Annotated in this window: 19 protein-coding genes; 7 read left to right on the forward strand and 12 right to left on the reverse strand. The window is 48.2% G+C overall.

Annotated elements, in window-relative coordinates; translation table 11 throughout:
* Positions 1-5: 5 nt before the first annotated feature.
* A complete protein-coding gene (locus KIS29_09545) occupies positions 6-248 on the reverse strand; it encodes a heavy-metal-associated domain-containing protein (protein ID MBX8640563.1) in 243 nt (80 codons plus the stop codon).
* A gap of 299 nt (positions 249-547) precedes the next feature.
* On the opposite strand from KIS29_09545, the gene KIS29_09550 reads away from it, so the two are divergent.
* Positions 548-886 (forward strand): helix-turn-helix transcriptional regulator, encoded by a 339-nt coding sequence (locus KIS29_09550; protein ID MBX8640564.1) that lies wholly within the window; start codon positions 548-550, stop codon positions 884-886.
* A gap of 212 nt (positions 887-1,098) precedes the next feature.
* On the opposite strand, the gene KIS29_09555 is transcribed toward KIS29_09550, so the two are convergent.
* Positions 1,099-1,551, reverse strand: coding sequence for a hypothetical protein (locus KIS29_09555; protein ID MBX8640565.1), 453 nt, complete (start codon positions 1,549-1,551; stop codon positions 1,099-1,101).
* Between the two features lie 4 nt (positions 1,552-1,555).
* Entirely contained in the window at positions 1,556-2,014 is a 459-nt protein-coding gene (locus KIS29_09560) for a GtrA family protein (GenBank protein ID MBX8640566.1), read from the reverse strand.
* A gap of 201 nt (positions 2,015-2,215) precedes the next feature.
* Between KIS29_09560 and KIS29_09565 the strand changes: the two genes are divergently transcribed.
* Both KIS29_09565 and KIS29_09570 read left to right on the forward strand, forming a co-directional pair.
* A complete protein-coding gene (locus tag KIS29_09565; protein MBX8640567.1) occupies positions 2,216-2,449 on the forward strand; it encodes a hypothetical protein in 234 nt (77 codons plus the stop codon).
* A complete protein-coding gene (locus tag KIS29_09570; protein MBX8640568.1) occupies positions 2,431-2,868 on the forward strand; it encodes a PIN domain-containing protein in 438 nt (145 codons plus the stop codon). The genes KIS29_09565 and KIS29_09570 overlap by 19 nt, the downstream gene beginning before the upstream one ends.
* Before the next feature lie 289 nt (positions 2,869-3,157).
* Here the strand turns inward: KIS29_09570 and KIS29_09575 are convergent, their stop codons facing one another.
* Positions 3,158-4,318, reverse strand: a complete 1,161-nt coding sequence (locus tag KIS29_09575) for an NAD(P)/FAD-dependent oxidoreductase (GenBank protein MBX8640569.1) — start codon at positions 4,316-4,318, stop codon at positions 3,158-3,160.
* Positions 4,315-4,638, reverse strand: a complete 324-nt coding sequence (locus KIS29_09580; GenBank protein ID MBX8640570.1) for a DsrE family protein — start codon at positions 4,636-4,638, stop codon at positions 4,315-4,317. Before KIS29_09580 ends, KIS29_09575 begins: the two co-directional genes overlap by 4 nt.
* Before the next feature lie 686 nt (positions 4,639-5,324).
* Here KIS29_09580 and KIS29_09585 point away from each other — a divergent pair.
* Together KIS29_09585 and KIS29_09590 are read left to right on the forward strand one after the other, a co-directional pair.
* A complete protein-coding gene (locus KIS29_09585) occupies positions 5,325-5,645 on the forward strand; it encodes a hypothetical protein (protein ID MBX8640571.1) in 321 nt (106 codons plus the stop codon).
* Between the two features lie 229 nt (positions 5,646-5,874).
* Entirely contained in the window at positions 5,875-6,540 is a 666-nt protein-coding gene (locus KIS29_09590) for a hypothetical protein (protein MBX8640572.1), read from the forward strand.
* A gap of 5 nt (positions 6,541-6,545) precedes the next feature.
* Here the strand turns inward: KIS29_09590 and KIS29_09595 are convergent, their stop codons facing one another.
* The 5 genes from KIS29_09595 to KIS29_09615 form a co-directional block, all read right to left on the reverse strand.
* Entirely contained in the window at positions 6,546-7,037 is a 492-nt protein-coding gene (locus KIS29_09595) for an OsmC family protein (protein MBX8640573.1), read from the reverse strand.
* An 89-nt stretch (positions 7,038-7,126) separates the two neighbouring features.
* Positions 7,127-7,324 carry a C2H2-type zinc finger protein gene (locus KIS29_09600; protein MBX8640574.1) on the reverse strand — a complete coding sequence of 66 codons (198 nt, stop codon included), beginning with the start codon at positions 7,322-7,324 and terminating at the stop codon, positions 7,127-7,129.
* Between the two features lie 139 nt (positions 7,325-7,463).
* On the reverse strand, positions 7,464-8,921 hold the full coding sequence (locus KIS29_09605; GenBank protein ID MBX8640575.1) for a dihydrolipoyl dehydrogenase: 1,458 nt from the start codon (positions 8,919-8,921) through the stop codon (positions 7,464-7,466).
* Between the two features lie 96 nt (positions 8,922-9,017).
* Positions 9,018-9,782 carry a C2H2-type zinc finger protein gene (locus KIS29_09610; GenBank protein ID MBX8640576.1) on the reverse strand — a complete coding sequence of 255 codons (765 nt, stop codon included), beginning with the start codon at positions 9,780-9,782 and terminating at the stop codon, positions 9,018-9,020.
* Positions 9,783-9,990: 208 nt separating this feature from the next.
* Entirely contained in the window at positions 9,991-10,356 is a 366-nt protein-coding gene (locus KIS29_09615) for a helix-turn-helix transcriptional regulator (protein ID MBX8640577.1), read from the reverse strand.
* A gap of 74 nt (positions 10,357-10,430) precedes the next feature.
* Here KIS29_09615 and KIS29_09620 point away from each other — a divergent pair, with 74 nt between their 5' ends.
* Both KIS29_09620 and KIS29_09625 read left to right on the forward strand, forming a co-directional pair.
* Positions 10,431-10,640, forward strand: coding sequence for a heavy-metal-associated domain-containing protein (locus KIS29_09620; GenBank protein ID MBX8640578.1), 210 nt, complete (start codon positions 10,431-10,433; stop codon positions 10,638-10,640).
* A gap of 83 nt (positions 10,641-10,723) precedes the next feature.
* The gene (locus KIS29_09625; GenBank protein MBX8640579.1) at positions 10,724-13,150 is read left to right on the forward strand and encodes a cation-translocating P-type ATPase; all 2,427 of its coding nucleotides are present in this window, start codon (positions 10,724-10,726) and stop codon (positions 13,148-13,150) included.
* A 1,058-nt stretch (positions 13,151-14,208) separates the two neighbouring features.
* Here KIS29_09625 and KIS29_09630 read toward each other — a convergent pair.
* Positions 14,209-14,376, reverse strand: coding sequence for an alpha/beta hydrolase (locus KIS29_09630; GenBank protein MBX8640580.1), 168 nt, complete (start codon positions 14,374-14,376; stop codon positions 14,209-14,211).
* 87 nt (positions 14,377-14,463) lie between these two features.
* Positions 14,464-14,715, reverse strand: a complete 252-nt coding sequence (locus KIS29_09635) for a hypothetical protein (protein ID MBX8640581.1) — start codon at positions 14,713-14,715, stop codon at positions 14,464-14,466.
* Positions 14,716-14,800 lie beyond the last annotated feature (85 nt).

Below are 14,800 nucleotides of genomic sequence, written 5' to 3' on the forward strand. Positions count from 1 at the left end.
TTCAATCACCGCTCTTTGATCGATGCGCTGTAGTGGGAGGGAGGCCTGAATATCCTGAGGGCAAGTATATCATCCGGTTTCACCCTTTCCGGTTCATAGACAACATTCGCGTCTCCCGTCTTCAGGTCGACCTTTGCATCCGTCACACCGTCAAGGCTCAGTATTGCCTTCTTCACGTGCATAACGCAGTCCTGGCAGGTCATGCCCGAAACACGCAACATGACAGATTCACGATGATTTTCGTTCATGATTGAATTTGAATCATTAATTGCTAAATAAACCGAAAAGCGTCATTTTCTGAATGTGCTTCAAATTTTCGAAGCAGGCTAAATTTTCTGGACCATATCCGAAAACAGTCTGAAGAATGAGGCGCAATTTCAGTTGCTGTCACGGCTACCGTGGATGGAACTGCCGGTGATGCACTTCGACCGTCACAGGCAGTGCAGTTATCTGGACTTAATCCAATTTTTTAAAGTATATTAAAAGCTTAATATAAGTGTGTCCTCATATGACATCCTGTATGGTAAAAGCAAAAGAGAATGCATGCATGATAATGCACGATTCGAGGGAAATATGCATTCTTCCGTCTGAATCGGTGCTGAAACTGATCGGAAAGAGATACACGCTTCTTATTATCGGACTCCTGGGCAACGAGAGAAGCATGCATTTCAATGAGATACTCCGGAGCGTGGGAGCTGCCAGATCCAACCTGATCTCGCAGCGCTTCAAGGAGCTTGAGTCTGCGGGTCTTGTCGATAGACGGATAATCAATACCCGTCCTGTAGGCGTGGAGTACTCACTGACGGAAAAAGGTCTCGAGCTAAGGGAACAGCTGATTCCGTTGTTTGACTGGATCGAAAAGTCGTCCGGTGCTAAACCGAAATAAAGTACCGAATTTTCCGTTTATCATTCCGGTTGCGCTTCTCTTTGAATTGAAGCGTGTAAACAGGTTGCGCCTGAAATTCAGTTCACTTATCGCCTGCGTTCCATGACTGTATTCGGCACATCATGAACATCATGAATTTCCGCGGCTGTATATTCATGCTCCCGCACCTGCTGCCACATGCATGTTGTTTTCATGGACGAATCATGATCGAATTATCTTTCATTGGAATTTTTGTGAAAATTCGGGCCGGCGGCGTTCGCCCTCTCCGCCTTATTCAATGTGCCTCCGCATTTTCTGGAGCTGATGAAATAGGCGGCTGCCGCAATGATAAACTGTACGGCAAGCCCTGCATAGTACTGTGAGACAGGAACAACATATCCCGCCCCCTCGTTTAGTGTCGGACCAATATGGTGGCCGCTTGCCAGTGCTCCAATTAGCCAGAAGAGATTCCAGAAGCTTTCCGCAAAGAATATGACGGAAACGGAAAACAGGACTGAGCCAGTCCTCTCAAGAGCGACGCCGCCGATAATCAGTATCAGCAGATTGAGACCGACATAATAAAGCAGCGGGATTGAGAGCAGCGAGCTGAGATCAACCAGGGCTATTCCGAGTCCTGCGGCAATGGACGCCGCCAGGAATAGACTCTCCGGCGATGCTGCCCTCATTTACCTATATCCCGACCTTCCAGACGATAACGGATGAGAGATAATAGTCAACGGGAGTGGCGACAACCGAGGCGACCAGCGTACCTATAAGCGGTTCCAGGGCAAGATAAGCGAGAAGCAGAATTTGAATGCTGATTATGATTGCGTTCCCGGCTGCATTTACGCCCTGAAACGCAACAATCCGTTTAACCAGCGATTTGCCGGCAGCGCCCGCAGATACACGGTTCCCGAATGTCCAGTATTCATTGAGCAGGAAAGCAACAAATGTGCTTGACACGGCGGCGGCAATATCTATGAAGAGTATGCTGCCTGTGGCAAGAAGCCGCAGTCCGGTGAATAAAATCGCTTCAAAAAACAGGAAACCCGCGAAACCGGAAATGGAATACCTGTATCCTCTGGACCAGTTTCTCCTGAGCAGGGCTGATATGCTCCCGATGCGGAGGTGAGGCGTTATACTGGACATCACAATTTCATACTTTGTTGGACCGATGCAAATCTCTTCGATATGAATTTCCACCGGCAGTCGCTTCTGCCTTGTTCATTGCAGAATGTGTCATCCTCTCATGCCTGAAGACCGGGGAATGCCCTCGCTATTCTTTCAGCTTTGTCCTGAATGCCGGGGGTGACCGTCAGACACAAATAGTAATAATGTACTATAGTACTTATGGCCGAAACTCTTAAGGTCGATTTGGACAGTCAGCTGGTGAAGAAATTCAGGAAGAAGGCCATGGAGACTTACGGATACAGGAAGGGTTCGATGAAGAAGGCGATGGAGGATCTGCTGAGGCAGTATACCAGGGAGGGGAAGCCGGACTGGGGTAAGATGATTGGTGTTCTGGATCACTTAAAGAATGATTCCGTCGAACTCCAGCACATGCTGTGGAAAAAGATAAAATGATACTCCTGGATTCGAATATATTCCTTGAGATGTTCCTGAGGCAGCCTAAAGCAGCTCAATGCAAGGACCTGCTGGACATGGTATCTGAAGGCGCTCTGGAGGCCGTGGTAACGAGATTTTCAGTACATGCAATAGAGGCAATACTTGGCAAAGCGGAATTCGTATCCATGTTCCTGCGGAACCTGGAGACAAGCACAGGGCTTGTGGTTTATGATACAGGAAATGATGATGAGATCGCAGCAACTATTGTTCAGCAGAAAACAAAACTTTATTTCGACGATGCCTTACAGTACTTTGTAGCAAAAAAGCTGGCGGTGGACTGTATCGTTTCCTTCGACAAGCACTTTGATGGTCTGGATATAGAACGGACGGAACCGGGTATGTTGACCGGTGAAGGGAGACGGTCAGCACCAGGTTAGTCGTAAGGGTGGTTCCCGGCACAACACTTTCAATCAACGGCGTTGCAGGTAAACCGGCACTTTGAGGCGAATCGCTTCTCCTGAAAATCGCTTATTTTTCTTATTCGTTATCCGTCTTTATGCAGCATGACACGCGCCATCTTTCAGTGATATGAAGCAAACTGTTGTGCTGCCCACGACCGTTATGCTGCCGTCATTGTTCAGCGACATAACAAGTCTGAGAACGGACATGGTCAAATTCCGGATTAATGACACCGATCAGTTTTCTTTCTTACTTGTCCGGCAGCAATCAGTCTATTGACCGGAATGCATCAAGAATTGCAGCAGAGAACTCGTCTTTAGTTCGTTTATGTTCTTCGGATGGTGCTTCGAAGCTGACTTCCGGGGCCGGTCTCGCGTAAAAATTGCCCGAACCCATCGCCGCCTTTCCTTCCCCGGTTTCGATGAAGCAGTAGCCGCCTCCTGCGAATCTCTCCTCGTCTCCGAACCCAAGTCTTGATGCAATGTTTGCAGCCACGACGATACCCTCCTGTAACGCAAATACGCCGGCCATTGGAAGGAATACTCCATTGTGAAGTTTTATTGACACTATGTCGCCTATCGCAAACAGACCCTGTTTCTTCGTTTCAAGCGTTTCCGGATTTACTGGAATCCATCCTGTTGAATCGACGAGACCCGCTTTGCGTACCGGCTCGGGGGCGATGTGCGGCGGCACATAGGCCATGACATCGTAGCCCGCATCATCCGTCTCAAACAGTATTTTTCTGTTTTCATTGTCCACTTTCAGAACCATGTGCTCGGTGTTGTAGCCGATTTCACGCTTCTTCAGCATGCCTACGAGTCCGTCCCCTACCATATTGCCTGCCGCAAGCATCGGTTGCCATTCAGGTGTATATATGTCTACAGAGCATCTGTCCCTGATTCCCTTTTTCCGGAGTGTGGAGTCGATAAGAAATGCAGTCTCATAGGGCGCAGCCGGGCACTTGAAAGGCGTACGTGTGATAAGGACGGCGACACGCCCTTCCTCAATGCGTTCGAGCTCATGCCGAAATGCCACCGCACCATTCTTTTCATAGATGTTGTAGCCACCGCCGGACAGACCCGGAATTATTGCGGGCGACATTTCCGCCCCCATCGAGATTACTATGAACTCTGCGCTGAAATCACCCTCTGTTGTCTGAACAGTCATGCCGGCAGCATCGATGTTTCTGACTTCTGCATTAATGAACTCAATTCCGCGTGAGTTGAGTGCCGAATAATCGCCTTCGCCCGCAGCCGGATCACTCAATTCACCGCTCACAATTCCTATGTTGTAGGCACATTCGTAAAAACGGGGCTTGCGATCTATCAGTGTTACGGTGTGTTTTCCGCCCAGCAGTTTTGTGAGCTCTGTAGCAGCTGATATACCGCCGATTCCGGCACCCAAAACCAGGACGGTTCTCGTCTTCAACCGAAATTCACCATCCTGTCAGCATCTTCGGTAAGGGAAACCAGCGTATCCATAGTGGACATGGGACAGGCTTCACTCGCATCCGCTTTACGCAGTCTGAGACATGTACCGCAGCTGAGTGCTTCCCCGCCGAGCTCTATGAATCTGTTGAGCACTTTATGGACTTCGAAGCGGCTGTTGTCGACAGAATCTATTTCCACGGCCGGTCCAAGGAGAAAGACCGAAACCCTGTGCCCCTTGGAAAGAGCGGCGCTTGCAAACCGGAATGCGTTCCACATCGTTTCTGATTCCTTTGAATTTATTATTACCGCATATTTCATTTTCAATCTCCTCTCTGAGTTTCACCTGTGAGCGTTTGAACAGACAACTCCAGCCTGTATTCTCTTCTTCCGGCATCCTTCCAAGTACATCAGATAAAGTTCATCCGCGACATCCTTATCGGATATGATCCGGGGCAACCGTGTTCCATGTTTTTCGTTCAGGCAACCACACACACATCTGTTTTCATGGATTCTGTAGATTCTGTCTCACACCGATCAGGTATTCTTTGATGTGATATAAAGAATACGATATATTGCAAGATATGCAAGCTTAATATCAACTAATTCTCCAGCATGACAACGCATGTTCCCGAAATGTTTGATTGCCATGCCCATCACGAGTTCCGGCGTAATACTGACGTCATGGTATTGCAACGTGAGCCGCATGATTAGTACCCGCATAACCGTCGCCTCAAAGCAGTGATGTGCGCTTCAAGCCATTCGGCAGTGAATGACTGTTACAAAAGGGGAATCCAAAAATGATGCCGGCAGGGCATGTGGGAATGTATGGCATCCGACAAGTGCATGTGCCTGACTGTCTATCACTGGCAGCCGGATGTTTCACGGCAGGAACACAGGGGATGGATGCAATGGCCGGGGCTCCTGAAGCATAATGTCGGCGCAACCCGCCTTACGGCGCTTATGCATCGTCAAATATTCCAGGTGTACACCGGACAGAGGAAGAAATGGAATTGGCAGTGGAGAGCGATGTCCCCATTGTCTACACTGCAACCAATGCAGGCTGGAAGAACCCTATGGAGAGCAATGTTGCCGGCTATGCAGTCATTGCACCATCAGGCGCAAGTCACAGTGGCTGGAGGCAGGGGGCGGGCACTAGTCAATGCGGTCAGTTATGGAATCAGGGACAGATGGCCGCTATGCATGAAGTCCAGGGGAAAGGAAAAGGAAACACACTAAATCTCTCCAGATTCTGCAAGGGACCAAAGGCCATTGTGAGCCGATACAATCAATTTGCCACCCCCTATGGAATCATCTGCTTCAAATGATGAAGACTTCTTACAAGGATCTTTAAACCCAATGCGCCCGAAACGGAAAGATGTGGTGTTAAGCATTTTCCCTCCAAAACCTTACCCTTGATTCGGAGTTAACATTATTACTGTCAGGAGACTTTTTACATGAAAATTCCTTGATATTGCAATCCGTCCGCCCAACCCGCATTTCCTTTGGGCAATAGAGATATAATGGACTGATTAATAGATGTTCAGGTAGACTGGTTTGGAAAAATATATTCTTGTCGCGACAGTGGGCGAAGACAATGAGGGCATCTATCATGCCGTGAAGGAATTTCCTGTCAAAAAATATTACATAATCTCCAACGACAAGAACCATGCATCTGCACTGGACATCAAAAAGGAACTGGTCAGATTCAATATCGACGTTCCGGTAGTGGCGGTCAATGAGCCCCTTTTGCCTGAAATGATCAAGGCGTTCTCGAAAATTAAACAAACAGAGGATCCAACCAGTATACTGGCAAATCTGTCTTGTGGAACAAAGGTTGCTACATGCGCAGCGCTGACTGCGTCCTTCATAAATGGTCTCAAGGCATTCTACATTGTTGATGGGAGGGTAATGTTTTTTCCGATAATGAAATTATCATATTACAACCTTCTTTCTGAAAGAAAGAGGAAGATTTTGGCGTTCCTGCGTGAGGTACCGGATTGCTGCAGCTCAATGGATGACCTTTCAAAGAAGATGAATATGAGCCTCCCTCTGATATCATATCACATCAACGGTACCCCGGAAGCAAGAGGACTCGTAGAGGAAGGGCTGATCGAGCTGACATCCGGACAACACGGCAGGAATCAGATCAGGTTGACCGAAATGGGTAAACTGATCATTGAAGGTTACCTTGGCGCGGAATCCGATTTGAAGATACAGTAAGACACTCACAGCATCAATTTGGTTTTCCCGTTGATGATAACCCTTCCTGTTACTCTGCAGGCCTTCTTGAGGGTGTTAGTCACGTAGCAATCGTGTTCGGCAATCCTTGCCAGTCCTGCCAGTTTCTGTTCATCCTCACCGCTCTCAAGATAAACAATGTAACCGATTTCCTCAAAGGATCTGGGATGAGCAAGAGAAAACGTTCCTGTGACCTCTATCTTCAGCGACCTGATGTCGATGCCATCCGACGCCGCATGCTCCGAATAATGGACCATCTGGCACATCGCAAGACTGGAAACAAAATAATCCAATGGGCTCGGACCGTCTTCATCTGCTGTCCACTTCAGGCCGTTCCTCGATACGGCTTCCGAAAGCTGATTGTCAAGTTTGACAACTGTGACCTTTACGTTCGATTTCGCCTTCTTACGATCGGCCTCTTCCAAAAGAGCAAGTTTCTTCTGCATTCTATTTCTGAAATCTTCAGTAAACACAATCATTATTGCACCTCTCCTGATATCTGAAAACACAGCCACCTTGAAATTATCCGGAGAACCCGGTAAAATACGTAAAAGGTTTCTCCATGTATTTACATGGAGTGCGATTTCTTTCCGTGCGCCATGAGTTCGTCCTGCGTTTCGAACTCTGCGCCGCATGCCTTGCACTTAAAGTGCTCATGTGCATGCGTCTCCTGCTTCGCTCCATGGGCAGTCTGTCCATGCTGCATCAGTGCCTCCTGTGTCGGGAATGACATGCCGCAGGCAGGACACCTATTTGTTTCTGTCATGTATTATCACTGTTGTAAAAGAGTCATATGCCTGTTTATTACTATTATATTTAAACATTAAAGACAGACCATAATAAGTAAAGATTAAGTTTTGTTATGCTTTGCTGATTTACTCAGCCGACGGGAGAAAGGATGCCAATTACACCAGAGGCGGGGAAAAAGTTGCCCTGAGCAGCCTGTGGTATTCATCAACACTCGTGTGGGCCTGTACAGCACGCTGCACGACTTCAGTTAGAGAAGGATGGATGTGCATGGCGTGTGAGATCGTATCCGCATTTCCATGCGATGTGTACATGAGGTTAGTAACTTCCTGAATCAGCACGGATGCTTGGGGTCCAATAATGTGTGCGCCGAGTATGGAGTGATCACTGGCGAGCATGATTATCTTGACAAAGCAGTCATGAACGTTCATTGCCTGTCCTTTTGCTGTATCCTCATATTTTTTGAAACCAATCAGTATGTTTTCCTTTCCATGCACAGCCGTAGCCTCACTTTCGGACATGCCCACACCTGCAACCTCAGGCATCGTAAAAACAGCATGCGGAACAGCATGATAGTCTGCAGATATCTTCCTGCCAAGAATTGCGTTGTAATAGACTATAATGGATTCGTAATTTGCGACATGCTTGAACAGGTGTTTTCCATTCGCATCCCCGAATGCCCATATGCCCGGCTGCGTTGTTTCAAGATATTCATTTACACGGATCCAGCCCTCAGTAGCGGTCTCAATGCCGGAACGCTCGGGATGCAGAATATGGGAATTAGATCGTCTGCCGGAAGCAATCATTATCTCTTCAGCCGACACACTTCCCGGAGATTTATCTGATTTATTCATGTATTCTATCCTTTTCAATCCGTTCTCCGACGTTACCGCAGTCACTTCGCAGTTAGTCATCACACGCATCCTGCTAGAAAGATTTCTTCTGGCGAGTTCGGATATTTCAGGTTCCTCCCCGGGGAGGATTCTCCTGTTTCTTCCTATGACTGTAACCTCAGATCCCATCGAGGAAAAGAAATGACCGTATTCAGCCGCGATGTAGCCGCCCCCCACGATGCATACCGAGGAGGGCAGCCTCTTGAGGAACAGCACGGAGTCGCTAGTCAGATAATTAATGCTCTCAAGCCCTTTTATATTCGGGATAGCAATCGCGGAGCCCGTGCAGAGCAGAATTGTACGGGCCCTTATTGTATGCTCTCCGATCTTCATGGTATAGGGTTCAACAAATTCGGCCACATCATGGTAATAATCTACGTTCGGCGAAGATGTCAATCCCTTTCTTATCGTCCCTATTTCGCTGTCAATAATATCGCGCATTCTCCTCATAACACTGGCGAAGTCAATGTTCCGAATATTCGCAGATATGCCAAATGCCTTTGCGCTGTCTATGGTTGCAACAACTTCAGCAGGGTAGAGTAGAAGCTTCGAAGGTATGCATCCGCGCGTAAGGCATATCCCCCCCGGCTCGTCCTTATCTATTACTGCAACACGCGCCTCCGGATTATTTTCCAGGTAGGCAGTGACTATGTTCATCGCAGAACCAGTACCGACTGCGATTATATCGTACTCTTTCGTTTTGCGTATATTTTGTAATTTCATTGAATCAAGACCATTCCAAGTTCATGCTCGCTGTACGGTAACATTCCGAATGAAATAACTGAACTGTTCAGAAAGGTAAAAGGTTTCTCCATGTATTTACATGGAGTGCGATTTCTTCCCGTGCACCATGAGTTCGCCCTGCGTTTCAAACTCCGCGCCGCATGCCTTGCACTTAAAGTGCTCATGTGCATGCGTCTCCTGCTTCGCTCCATGGGCAGTCTGTCCATGCTGCATCAGCGCCTCCTGTGTCGGGAATGACATGCCGCAGGCAGGACAGGTAAGTTCTTTCCTGCCGCTGCTCTCTCTTGAAACAAACATGCCGGCCCCTGCTCCAAGTATGGCGCCCCAGGTTATTCCGAGCAGCAGGTGTACAAAGAAAAACGCCCCGAGAACAGAGGGCAGCATTCCCGTAAGCTTCTGCTTGACCATTGGCATTACTGCCGCAACAGACATGCCTGACGAGCTCGCCATGTAATACGATACAGCCAGCACCATCGATTTTTCCAGACTCAGCATCATGACAGGGAGACCGAAGACGATAAAGAGTACAACTCCGGCGAGAATCCCGACAAGGAATCCCTTTCGGACGCCGTTCACAAAGAACCATTTCTTCAACCCTAATGTAACACCTGCGCCTATCAGTCCAAGAAGCGCACCGTCGAAAAGATGTATGGCAAGTCCTCCCATTACGGTTGACGTACCGCCTGAAACAGGTAACCCGATAGTTAAGCCGAGTGCCATCATCATGGCCAGGGGAGGCAGCCCCATTGACGCAAGAATCCCGGTCATTACAAGACCCATTACGAGTGCGCCTATCAAACCTGCAAACACCGAGAGACCGACATATTTTTTGTAATTCACCAAACCTTCGCTTTTTTTGACTTTTGTATCAGACTCTGACAATTACATCACTGACCTTCTCAGATGCGTTCCTTTTGAAGATGGTTCTGTTGAATGATTAAAAATCAAACCAGATCATCAAAACGGTACTTTAAGTCGTGAAGAATGTGGCGGCTTAACCTATGGGCATGATATCGATGTGTACGCTCGGATACTGCGGCGATATTCTTCAGTTTTGCATGAATTTCAGTATTATGCAATCTTTCTCGCTTGCATTCTCTATCGCCCATTCGATTATCGGAAGGACCGCATTTCTGAGCCTTATCCCTTCTTCTGTCAGACGGTATTCAACCCTCGGAGGAATTTCGCTGTATGCTCTTCGTTCCAGTATTCCTGCTTTTGTAAGATAGCCCAGTGAATCGGAAAGGCTCTTGGGGCTTACCCCCTGCAGGCTGTCCATGATTTCCTTATAACGCATGGAATCTTTGCTGCCCACGACAGCAACAAGCAGAAGGGACCACTTTCTGGAAATCACATCTGCTATGCCCTGTACCGGGCAGTTAAACAGCACGTTTCCCTTACTTTCCCCTGCCATACTTGATACAGCACTATAAAGTAAATACTATTAATACTTTATTTTATATACTAATGCCGCAGAAGGCAACAGAAATGCAGGAAAGGATACTGGTTTTGAAAGTGAAGGGAATGCATTGCCAGGGCTGCTCCGACTCGATTGCGAGGGAATTGAATGTGTCCGCAGGCGTTAAGAAAACAGCGATCGAGCTGACTACCGGTAAGGTAAAGATTGTTTTCGATCCGGATGAAACTGATGAAGAACTGATCAGGAATAAGATAATCGGAATGGGATTTGACATATGATGATCCGGTGAAGACAGAATGTGGAGGCACCCGAATTGAGTCACAATGCAGCCGGTGATCCAGCGCATGATGCTGGTGGTCTGATGGAATCCAAACACAGGGTGAAAATTGGAGGTGTTCACTGCTCTTTCTGCTCGAGTACAATATCAAAGGGGCTGTCAGCAATCCCCGGCATAACGGGCGTTAATGTAAATCTTGGCCATGAAGAGGCACTCATTCACTATGACGCAGAGAAGGTGCAGCCATGGCAGATCGAAGAAGAGCTGCGGAAGCTCGGATATGCTGTCAGAGATCCTGACAAAGTCAGAACATTTGAAGAAGAGGAGACGGAACTCAGGAAAGAGCAGAGAAGACTGATACTCAGCGCAATATTGACATTTTCAACGATTGCGGTCATGGGACTGAAGTATTTTCATGTCATAAAAATGTATGTCGCAGCATACTCTGTCCTATCATTTGCGACTGTAAACGTCTTCTGGTTCGGCAGACCGATTCTTAAAAGCGCTGCATACTCATTGAGAAGAAAAATACTCAATCAGCACGTGCTCATGGAATTTGCCGCTTTTGGGGGTCTGGCCGGAGGTCTTTTGGGACTCTTTATCTACAGGGGATTCCCTGCAGTCGAGTTTTTTGCAATTGCTGTTTTCATAACGTCATACCACATTCTGGGAGGATATGCGTCTCTCCGAGTCAGAACGCGCTCGACACAGTCGGTACGTAAGCTCCTTTCACTGCAGCCTGATGTTGCGCACCTTGTCGATAAAGACGGAACTGAAACAGTTGTTCCCGTCGAACAAGTTAATGCCGGCGATCTTGTGCGAATAAGACCCGGCGAATCAATACCTGTAGATGGAAAGGTCGTCGAAGGACAGTCGACCGTTGACGAAAGCCTGGTTACCGGAGAATCGGTGCCATCAGAGAAGTACATCGGGAGTGAGGTCATTGGTGGCACACTTAACGGTAACGGAACTCTTCTGGTGCGTGTGACCAGGATCGGGAAGGAGAGCTTTCTGCAACAGGTTGCAGAATATATCGAAGACGCAAGATCTCTGAAACCAGGTATACTGCAATTACTCGATACTGTACTTCGCTACTTTGTACCTGGTGTTTTGATTGCTGCCGTTTCGGGTTTCATCATCTGGAGTCTGGGCGAATGGTTATTCACGGGTGCTCCAGACTTCTATCGGGCTGTCTTCGCTGCGCTGGCTGTTCTCGTTATGGGTTATCCATGTGCGCTCGGAATGTCAACACCGCTTGCTATGATGAGGGGAAGCACAATGGCTGCGGAAAAAGGTATACTTTTCAGGAGTGCGGATGCATTCCATGTATTTCACGAGATAGACACAGTGGTGTTAGACAAGACTGGCACCCTTACAGAGGGAAGGCCCGATGTTTCTTCGATACTGTGCGGCTCAGGGTATGGCGAGAAGGAAGTTCTCGGTATTGCGGGCGCGCTGGAGAGATATTCGGAGCACCCATACGCAAGAGCGATAGTGAGGAAGGCGACGGAGTATCCCACGGAGATAACAGCAGTCGAGAATTTCTCTGCCGTACCCGGGAAGGGAGTGACAGGCACTGTCAAGGAAAAGAGAGCGGCTGTCGGAACAATCGATTTTCTGATCGAATCCGGCAACAGGCTGTCAACCGGACTGCTGCATGGATCCTCGGGGCACACAAACGGAGATGAAACCGTTGTCGGTGTGTCGTATGATGGCGATATCATAGGATTAATCACCCTTTCGGACAAAATTAAGGACGATGCAGCCAGTACTATTGCTATTTTGAAAGACAGATATCATCTCAGAACCGTGATGATTACAGGCGACAGTTACGGTCCCGCAGCACGTGTGGCCAGAAAGACAGGCGTGGACATGTTCTTCGCATCCGTGCTGCCAAACGGCAAAGCGGAAAAGATCCGTGAGCTCCAGTCACAGGGGCACCGGGTGCTGATGGTAGGTGACGGGATAAACGACGCGCCGTCACTCATGCAGGCTGATATAGGTGTTGCACTGGGCAGTGGCACAGACATTGCGATAGAGTCGGCTGATGTGGTGATTGTCGGCAGAAGTCTCGGCGCAATAGCAGATGCTTATAGTATAGGACTGAAGAGCTACAGGAAGACAAAGCAGAATCTGGCAATTGCTTTCTCGTTCAACGGTGTGGGAGTTCCCATAGCCGCCACCGGCCTTGTAGACCCGATATGGGCAATGATAGCGATGGCGCTCAGCGTAACTGCTGTACTGTCAAATTCATTCATTGGAACATTGTTTATGCGGGGAAGAGCGGGGGCTGATCGCAGGACATTAGTCCATACATTGTCGCTCGATGTACCGTGGGTAGATTCTGTATCGTCACTGGAAAGGGTGGTGGACGTGGTTTCCGATCTGGACGGTGTCCTTTCAGTGAGCGGGAATATTTACAGAAAGGAGCTTACTGTACATTATGAAGACGGGGACGGCAGATCGATAGAGCAATGTATCCGCAGGACTGTGGATAATCGAAATTATTGATGCACAATCTCAAGGCCGGTCATTTCGACTGAAAGCGGTATGCAATTCGTCGAAGTGCTGTTCGCCCAATTCGGGGTTCTGTTCGTATGTCATGTATGTTCAGAGCAATCATGTCGCTGTTATCCGGCATTATTCCAGGAAAGACAGTTGTTCCTATGCTGCCTTGAAGATTCCCCCTTTCCATTTATTTGCAGGAATTTCTCCTGAGCGTTCCAAGCAGCCTTTAACCAAACTGTCTCTCTCCGAACTGCAGCCATCGCCGGCACCGTTGAACGGTAAATAGCCATAGATGGGAATGAAAGTGTCTGTCAGGCAGTGCAATGAGGACCAATGCAGCACAGACAAATTTAGAGGTGCCTGTGGTGTGCATTTCGGCGGACACAGCAGTGTATGCGCTTTACCATTTGTGCTGGCGCCCGAAGTCTCCGTCAGCAGGTGCCGTTGCCAGTGACTGAGATGCTGCACTGGTCTGTTTTTCATTTTTCCATCCTGGAGAGTGCCCTTCTTCGCCTTGAATATAATATAAACCTGAGGCCGGATTTTGGCAAAAACGGAAGTGAATTTGATACAAGCGCGCAAATGACGGTAACAACTGTTCGATGCGGGTATGATTAAACAACCAACGGATGCAGTTTACCTTCATATATCCGGAATTTGCCCTCTGAAATTCCATGTCTGGCGTTATTATTTTCTCAATCTGGAAAGCTCTTTCCTTCAGTCCTATTGCATACGCAAGATGCAGAAGATCCGCCGAACTTAGCTTTGTTTCCTATATGAGTTCCAGACCTGCAGCAATCATGCAGGAAGGCATTCTGATGCGTCAATAACGTGTGTTGCTGTTCTTTCCTGCCCTTGGTGAATGGCCTGATGTAATATTTCTGCATGAGATTGAAAAGTCTGAAAACGCCGGAACCAGAGTGCGTCAAGCGCTAATGGCTTAATTGTACCGGCACCCCCCTCGTTTCTACCGTCGGGTTCAAGGCCGACCACATTTTTTACTTCCAGCTTTCAAAACATCTACGTCTAATCCGGGTGCATGCCATTCCGGGATTGTCCCGTTACCTTGCCCTTCTGAGTGCAGATCTCAGCTCTGTCTCGAATTCATCGGGTCTGGAGAGGTTTATCAGATGGTCTGCCCCCGGGACAATGACCAGCTTGGAATCTGGAATTTCCCTGGATACGAGTTTTGCAAAGGGCAACGATGAACGATCATCCCTGTCACCCACGAGGACTGTTGTCGGCGTATGAACAGTCTTCAGAAGAGGGGAGGCATGTCGCCGATTTTGCCAGGAAACGGAGCGCAGACGGCTGGCTCAGTTTACATTCACAGTGGCTATGTCCCCCACTTTCCTTCCTTTTACCAGGGCATAGATTATGCCTGCGATGATCCAGATGCCTGCAATATACGCATAGACGTTGTACGGAAATGCCGGAAAGGGAACAAAGGAATAGTAGATGGCAAGGATGAGAAGGGCCGAACCAAGCAGGGGAATTATGACATGCGTTACGGGATTCAGCTTTATTGCTTTCTTCCTGACATACCGGATCAGAGCTATGGCGGCCATAAAGGGTTAGGAAAATAAGCGTTTTTGATTCGATTTTTGAATTGCCAGTGTGCTCGGACCGAAGAGTCTAAATAGTTAGTAGTAT

Origin of the sequence: Candidatus Sysuiplasma jiujiangense (genome assembly GCA_019721075.1) — an archaeon.
GTDB classification, from domain to species: domain Archaea; phylum Thermoplasmatota; class Thermoplasmata; order Sysuiplasmatales; family Sysuiplasmataceae; genus Sysuiplasma; species Sysuiplasma jiujiangense.

Bases quoted from the DNA above. Each gene is read 5' to 3' on its own strand.
- KIS29_09545 (MBX8640563.1), bottom strand. From the start codon at position 248: ATGAACGAAAATCATCGTGAATCTGTCATGTTGCGTGTTTCGGGCATG.
- KIS29_09550 (MBX8640564.1), top strand. From the start codon at position 548: ATGATAATGCACGATTCGAGGGAAATATGCATTCTTCCGTCTGAATCG.
- KIS29_09555 (MBX8640565.1), bottom strand. From the start codon at position 1,551: ATGAGGGCAGCATCGCCGGAGAGTCTATTCCTGGCGGCGTCCATTGCC.
- KIS29_09560 (MBX8640566.1), bottom strand. From the start codon at position 2,014: ATGTCCAGTATAACGCCTCACCTCCGCATCGGGAGCATATCAGCCCTG.
- KIS29_09565 (MBX8640567.1), top strand. From the start codon at position 2,216: ATGGCCGAAACTCTTAAGGTCGATTTGGACAGTCAGCTGGTGAAGAAA.
- KIS29_09580 (MBX8640570.1), bottom strand. From the start codon at position 4,638: ATGAAATATGCGGTAATAATAAATTCAAAGGAATCAGAAACGATGTGG.
- KIS29_09585 (MBX8640571.1), top strand. From the start codon at position 5,325: ATGGAATTGGCAGTGGAGAGCGATGTCCCCATTGTCTACACTGCAACC.
- KIS29_09595 (MBX8640573.1), bottom strand. From the start codon at position 7,037: ATGATTGTGTTTACTGAAGATTTCAGAAATAGAATGCAGAAGAAACTT.
- KIS29_09600 (MBX8640574.1), bottom strand. From the start codon at position 7,324: ATGACAGAAACAAATAGGTGTCCTGCCTGCGGCATGTCATTCCCGACA.
- KIS29_09605 (MBX8640575.1), bottom strand. From the start codon at position 8,921: ATGAAATTACAAAATATACGCAAAACGAAAGAGTACGATATAATCGCA.
- KIS29_09615 (MBX8640577.1), bottom strand. From the start codon at position 10,356: ATGGCAGGGGAAAGTAAGGGAAACGTGCTGTTTAACTGCCCGGTACAG.
- KIS29_09620 (MBX8640578.1), top strand. From the start codon at position 10,431: ATGCAGGAAAGGATACTGGTTTTGAAAGTGAAGGGAATGCATTGCCAG.
- KIS29_09625 (MBX8640579.1), top strand. From the start codon at position 10,724: ATGGAATCCAAACACAGGGTGAAAATTGGAGGTGTTCACTGCTCTTTC.
- KIS29_09635 (MBX8640581.1), bottom strand. From the start codon at position 14,715: ATGGCCGCCATAGCTCTGATCCGGTATGTCAGGAAGAAAGCAATAAAG.